Consider the following 6,000-nt stretch of genomic DNA (forward strand, 5'->3'; position numbering starts at 1 on the left):
GAGGTTATCACGCAGGAGGTCGTGCGGAAGCGTGGGCCCGCGGAGCAGCAGGCGGTGAACGCGGCCTGCTCTCGATAATTGCTGAGAGGTCCAGCGCGGCCCGCAGTGAGGTCTGCGAATGCCATGAGTCGGGCCGGTGGGCGTCCACGGCGCGCATCCTCGCGCGTGCGCGCGCCGCCGCGAATTCGCTATCATCGCCGGCATGAGCATTCGCTGCTTCAGGGCCGCCCTCGTGGCCATCGCGTTCGCGTTCACCCCGGCGCTCGCGCGGGCCGATGTCCCGCCCGATCCAAACTCGCCGAACGCCCACTGCACGCTGGCCGAACAGTGCCCCGCCGGCGAGTTCTGCGACTACGCGTTCATGCCGGGGCAGCCGGAGGCCGAGTGGAAGCACGTCGGCGAGGAGTGCAGGGCGAGCGTCGCCGCCAAGGGGCTGCAGCAGCGCTGCCGCGACGGCGGCAACTACAGCGGCAGGGAGCTGTACTGTCCGCCGGGCGCGACCGGGAGCTGGTCGCCGGACGGCAAGACGGCGACGTCCGCGCCTGCGCCTGCGCCCGCGCCCGTGAGCGGCAAGAGCGAGCCCGCGAAGACCGCGACCGAGGCGCCGAAGCCGGCGACGAGCTCGTGCGCGATCGACGAGGCGGGGCTCGGTGCCGGCTGGCTGGTGCTGGGCTTCGCGCTGCTGCGCCGGCGGCGGCGCTGAGCCGGGGGGGCGTCGAGCCGGCGCTGTTCAGGACGGGGCGACCCGCGAGCGCGTCGAGAGCTTCATGGCGAGGAGAACATGTTCGAGAGGGCATGGTCTTGAAGACATGTCCGATAGAACATGATGTGTCGAGCACGCGGGCGGGCCCTCGCGCGACCGAGACGGGACGGCGCGCACCGTCTCGAGGCGTTGCGACACTCCGGAGCATGAACCCCCGCTACGCGCTCGGCGGTCTGCAGGCTGGCGAGCGCGGCGCGCAGCTGGGCCGACGTGGGAGGGTGGGGGTCGCTCGCGGTCACGGGCCCATCGTCCCCGATGCCGCCCGGTCGCGGGCGCGCCGCTCGCGTGAGCCGACCCACTGGCGCTTTCACGCCGAAGCTGCCGGTTGCCACGCCGGCGCGGGCCGCCAGGCGCCGGGCGCTTGCGATCTGTCCCGCAGGACAGGTACCCGCGCCGGCCGACGTTGACAGCTCCGCGCCCCGGTGGTCTGGTCGGCCGGTGCCCGGTCCGGTCCACATCGTCGGCAATTACGTCTCGCCCTACGTCCGCAAGGTCCTGGTCGCGCTCGACCTCAAGGGCGTCGCGTACACCATCGACCCGATCATCCCCTTCCTCGGCGGCGACGGCTTCTCCGCCGTCAGCCCGCTGCGGCGGATCCCCGTGCTCGTCGACGGCGACCTGACCCTCACCGACTCCACCGTCATCTGCGAGTACCTCGAAGAGGTCCACCCCGCGCCGCCGCTGCTGCCGCGCACCCCGGCGCTGCGAGCCCGCGCGCGCTGGCTCGAGGAGTTCGCCGACACGCGCATGGGCGAGGTGCTGCTGTGGCGCCTGTTCGCCCAGGTGGTGGTGCGCCCGGCCGTGTTCAACCAGCCGCCCGACACCGCGCTGATCGAGAGGACCATCCGCGAGGACGTGCCGCCGGTGTTCGACTACCTCGAGGCGCAGGCGCCCGCGGACGGGTTCTTCTGCGGCGAGCTGTCGATCGCCGACATCGCCGTCGCCAGCTTCCTGCGCAACGCCGCCCTCGCCCGCGTCGAGCCTGACCCCGAGCGGTGGCCCCGCCTCGCCGGCCTGGCGGCGCGCACCTGGGCCCTGCCGAGCTTCGTCCGCCTGCAGGCGTTCGAGCGCGCCCTGCTCAAGGTCCCGCCGGCCCAGCACCGCCAGGCCCTGGCCGCCATCGGCGCGCCGATCAGCGCCGAGACCCTCGGCACCGACGTGCCGCGCCCGGGGCTGTCGCGCGGCTGAGCGCTCGCTCGCGCCGCGGGGTTGCCTGGCGAGCATGTCCGCAGGGGCATGTCTGCGTGAGCATGTTCGAAAGAGCATGTCTGTTCGAGCATGTTCATGGGGGCATGTCTCCGAGGACATGGCGCCCGATCCGCGGAATGAACGCGGACCGCGCCGGGGCCTTGCCGGCGCCCGGCCCTGCGCGTAGGGTGGCGGGGATGACCGACGCCGGCCGGGCCCTGGCAGCGCTGGTCGCGGCACGGAGCGATCCGGCCGCGGTCCTGGCGATCTTCAACGACCACCGCAGCGCGTTCGACCGCCTGATCGGCCTGGCCTACACGGCGGTCAGCGCCGACGCGGTCGAGGCCGAGGTGCCCGTTACGCCGCAGCTGCTGCAGCCGTACGGCCTGGTCCACGGGGGCGTGTACGCGACGATCGTCGAGTCGCTGGCGAGCGCGGGCGCTGCGATGTCGGCGATGGCGCGCGGGCAGGCGACTGTCGGCCTCGAGAACGCGACCTCGTTCCTCCACGGCACCCGCGGCGGCACGCTGCGGGCCCGCGCGACCCCGCTGAGCCGCGGCCGGCGCACGCAGGTGTGGGGCGTCGAGATCCGCGACGACGACGGGCGCCCGGTCGCCAGCGGCCGCGTGCGCATGCTGTGCCTCGAGGGCGGGGCCACCATCGCCGGCGAGTCGGTGGCGCTGCGCGGCGACGACACGAGCGAGCCGGCGAGCGGCGCCGGCGAGTGAGCCGGCGGACGGGGCGCCGATCGCCGCGGTCACTGTGAGGCGCCGCGCGGCCGCTGCGATCGCTGCGGCGCGGGCGTCGTCGAGGGTTCGCTCGCTCGCCGCTCGCTCGCGGCCCGCGCGAGCGCCATTGGAGCGAGCGATCGACGCGCGAGCGATCCGTCACTGCTGAAATCGACGCCCGGCGCCGCTGGAAGCGGGGGCTGCCGAACACCGGTCGGGCCCCGGTGTGTGGGCATTCACGTCTTTAATGTCGCGGGCCGCGAGCACGCGGCGGCGAGGCACACATCCTCGCACGAGCGGCGCTCGCCGCATCGGCCTCGCGTCGTCGTCGATTTCGTGACGACCGAGCGCTCTTGCGCCCGCGAGGCCCTTGTCGGACTCGCCGCAATTGTTCGATGATCGCGGCCGCGTTCGCCCCCGTGAAAGGATTGTCCTTGTCCACGACCCTGCAGGAGCTCGTCGCTCGCCCGCTCGCCCCGGAGCGCTCTGCCGTCCTGCTCCGTAACCTGACCGCCGCGGTGCACGCCATGCACCGCCAGGGCCACGCCCACCGCCACCTCGCGCCGCGGTGGATCCGGCTGGTCGGCGACGACGTGGTCGGGCTCGACGGCGCGGACGAGGGCGCCGACTGGCTGGCCGCGCACCGGCCCGACGAGCTCGCTTACGCCGCGCCCGAGCTGCTGCAGCCGACGCTGCACGCCGCCGATCACCGCTCCGACCTCTATTCGCTCGGCGCGCTGCTCTACCACCTGCTGACCGGCGCGCCGCCGTTCACCGCCGTCGATCTGCTCGGATGGACGCACGCCCACGTGGCTCAGGCCCCACGCGCGCCGGCCGAGCTGCGCCCGGACGTGCCGGCGCCGCTGGCGGACATCGCCCTCAAGCTGCTGGCCAAGGCCGCCGACGAGCGCTACCAGAGCGCGGCGGGCCTGATCGCCGACCTCGAGCGCTGGCTGGCCGCGGCGGCCCGCGGTGACGGCGAGCAGCGGTTCCCGCTCGGCCAGCGCGACGTGCCCGAGCAGCTGCGGATCTCCCAGCGCCTCTACGGCCGCGACGCCGAGCTGCAGGCGCTCGAGGGGGCGCGCGAGCGGGTGGCCCAGCGCGGCGCGCCCGAGCTGGCGCTGGTGCGCGGGCCCTCGGGCATCGGCAAGTCGGCGCTGGTCGACGCGCTCGAGCGACGCCACGCCGCCCAGCCCGGCATGTTCGTGGCCGGCAAGTTCGATCAGTACGACCGCGACATCCCGTACGCCACCCTCGTCAAGGCGTTCGGCGAGCTGGCCCGCCAGCTGCTGGCCGCCAGCGAGGAGCACCTGGCCAGCTGGCGCCAGCGCCTGCAGGCCGAGCTCGGCAACCTCGGGCAGTTGGTCGTCGACATCATCCCGCAGCTCGAGCTCGTGATCGGGCCGCAGCCGCCGGTCCCGCCGCAGCCGCTGCTCGAGGCGCAGAACCGCTTCAACCGGGTCCTGCGCCAGTTCATCGGCGTGTTCGCCCAGCCCGACCACCCGCTGATCCTGTTCCTCGACGACCTGCAGTGGGCCGACACCGCCAGCATCCGCCTGCTGCAGCACATCCTCACCCACCCCGACGTCCAGCACGTGCTGGTCGTGTGCGCCTATCGCGACGGCGAGATCGATCCGACCCACCCGTGGACCGCCGCGCTGCTCGAGATCCAGAGCGCCGGGGTGCGCGTGTCGGACCTCGTGGTCGCGCCGTTGCCGGCGCAGCACGTGGCCACGCTGCTGGCCGACACCCTGCGCTGCGGCCCCGAGGCGGCCGATCAGCTGGCCGGGCTGCTGCACGCCAAGACCGCCGGCAACCCGTTCTTCGTCGGCCAGTTCTTGACCATGCTGGCGGCCGAGGGCCTGCTCTACCTCGACCCCGAGGCCGGCGTGTGGCGCTGGGACCTCGCGGCGATCGAGACCCAGGGCTACACCGACAACATCGTCGCCTTGATGCTCGAGCGGCTGCGCGGGCTGCCGGCGGCGACCCAGCGGGCCCTCAGCCTGCTCGCCTGCGCCGGCGCCGAGATCGCGCCGACGACCCTGGCGGCGCTGCTGGGCCGCGACGAGGCGGCGGTGATGGCCGACCTCGCGCCGGCGCTGACCGACGCGCTGGTGGTCGCGCGCGGCGGCCAGCTCAAGTTCACCCACGATCGCGTGCAGCAGGCCGCCTACAGCCTCACGCCCGAGGCCGAGCGGGCCGGCGTGCACCTGCGCATCGGTCGCGAGCTGCGCGGCCCGCCCGGCAGCGACGTCGCGCCCGAGCGGCTGTTCGCGGTCGTCAATCACCTCAACGCCGCGGCCGCGCTGATCGACGATCCGCAGGCCCGCTTCGACCTCGCGCGCCTCGACCTGCAGGCCGGGCGGCGGGCCAAGCAGGCCAACGCCTACGCCTCGGCGCTCGTGTACCTGCGGGCCGCGCTCGGCCTCTTGCCCGCCGACACCTGGGACGCGCACTTCCAGCTGACCTTCGATCTCCACCGCGACCTGTCGGAGTGCGCCTATCTCTGCAACGAGAACGAGGCGGCCGAGCAGCTGTTCGCCGCGGCGCTGTCGCGCGCCCGCGGGCCGCTCGAGCGGGCCGAGATCTTCACGCTGCAGATCAGCCTGTTCTACTCGGTCGGCCGCATGCAGGAGAGCCTCGACGTCGGGCAAAAGGCCCTGGCGCGAGCTCGGCGTCGACATCCCGGCCACCGCCGAGGCGCGCCTGGCCGCGTTCGGACCGATGATCGAGGTCGCGGTGGCCCGCTTCTCGGTGCTCGACATCGAGGCGCTCGAGCACGCGACCTCGGTCGCCGACCCGGCGCGCCAAGGTCGCCGCGCAGGTGCTGGTCAGCCTGCTGCCGTCGAGCTTCTACCTCCGACATCGTCCTGTTCTCGATACATCATCCTCCGCCTCGTCGAGCTGTCGCTGTCCACGGCGAGACGCGCGACTCGGTGTCGGTACGCCTCGTTCGCGCTGCTGCTGGTCACCGTGCTCGGCGAGCACGACCTCTCGGGGCGGATCGCGCGCATGACCCTGCGCCGGCTCGACCACATCGCCGACGCCGGCGTGCACGCCAAGGTGCGCACGATCTACGGCTGGTTCACCGGCCCGTGGCACGAGCCGCTGCCGCAGATCCTGGCCCACCTGCGCGCCGGGCAGCAGGCCGGCGTCGAGGCCGGCGACCTCTCGGCCTACGGCGCGTTCGCGCTGCTCGGCCAGGACACGCTGCTGCTGTGCCGCGGCGACGCGCTGGCCAGGTCGAGGAGCTGGCCGCCACCGCAGCAGCTACGTGCAGATGCAGCACGAGATCGCGGTCATGACCGTCGAGGTCGTGCT

At 73.7% G+C, this 6,000-nt stretch carries 4 protein-coding genes; all 4 read left to right on the forward strand.

Annotation, left to right across the window (positions count from 1 at the left end; all coding sequences use genetic code 11):
* Window positions 1-202 precede the first annotated feature (202 nt).
* Window positions 203-703, forward strand: a complete 501-nt coding sequence (locus POL25_RS43180; RefSeq protein ID WP_272088797.1) for an MYXO-CTERM sorting domain-containing protein — start codon at window positions 203-205, stop codon at window positions 701-703.
* Between the two features lie 498 nt (window positions 704-1,201).
* Window positions 1,202-1,951, forward strand: a complete 750-nt coding sequence (locus POL25_RS43185; protein ID WP_272088796.1) for a glutathione S-transferase family protein — start codon at window positions 1,202-1,204, stop codon at window positions 1,949-1,951.
* 197 nt (window positions 1,952-2,148) lie between these two features.
* Window positions 2,149-2,679 (forward strand): PaaI family thioesterase, encoded by a 531-nt coding sequence (locus POL25_RS43190; RefSeq protein WP_272088795.1) that lies wholly within the window; start codon window positions 2,149-2,151, stop codon window positions 2,677-2,679.
* Between the two features lie 434 nt (window positions 2,680-3,113).
* Entirely contained in the window at window positions 3,114-5,984 is a 2,871-nt protein-coding gene (locus tag POL25_RS43195; RefSeq protein ID WP_272092313.1) for an ATP-binding protein, read from the forward strand.
* The last annotated feature ends 16 nt before the right edge of the window (window positions 5,985-6,000 follow it).

Origin of the sequence: Nannocystis bainbridge (assembly GCF_028368995.1) — a bacterium.
In the GTDB taxonomy this organism is placed as follows: Bacteria; Myxococcota_A; Polyangia; order Nannocystales; family Nannocystaceae; genus Nannocystis; species Nannocystis bainbridge.

Excerpts from the sequence above, each read along its gene's own strand:
- POL25_RS43180 (WP_272088797.1), top strand. The coding sequence starts at position 203 with ATGAGCATTCGCTGCTTCAGGGCCGCCCTCGTGGCCATCGCGTTCGCG.
- POL25_RS43190 (WP_272088795.1), top strand. The coding sequence starts at position 2,149 with ATGACCGACGCCGGCCGGGCCCTGGCAGCGCTGGTCGCGGCACGGAGC.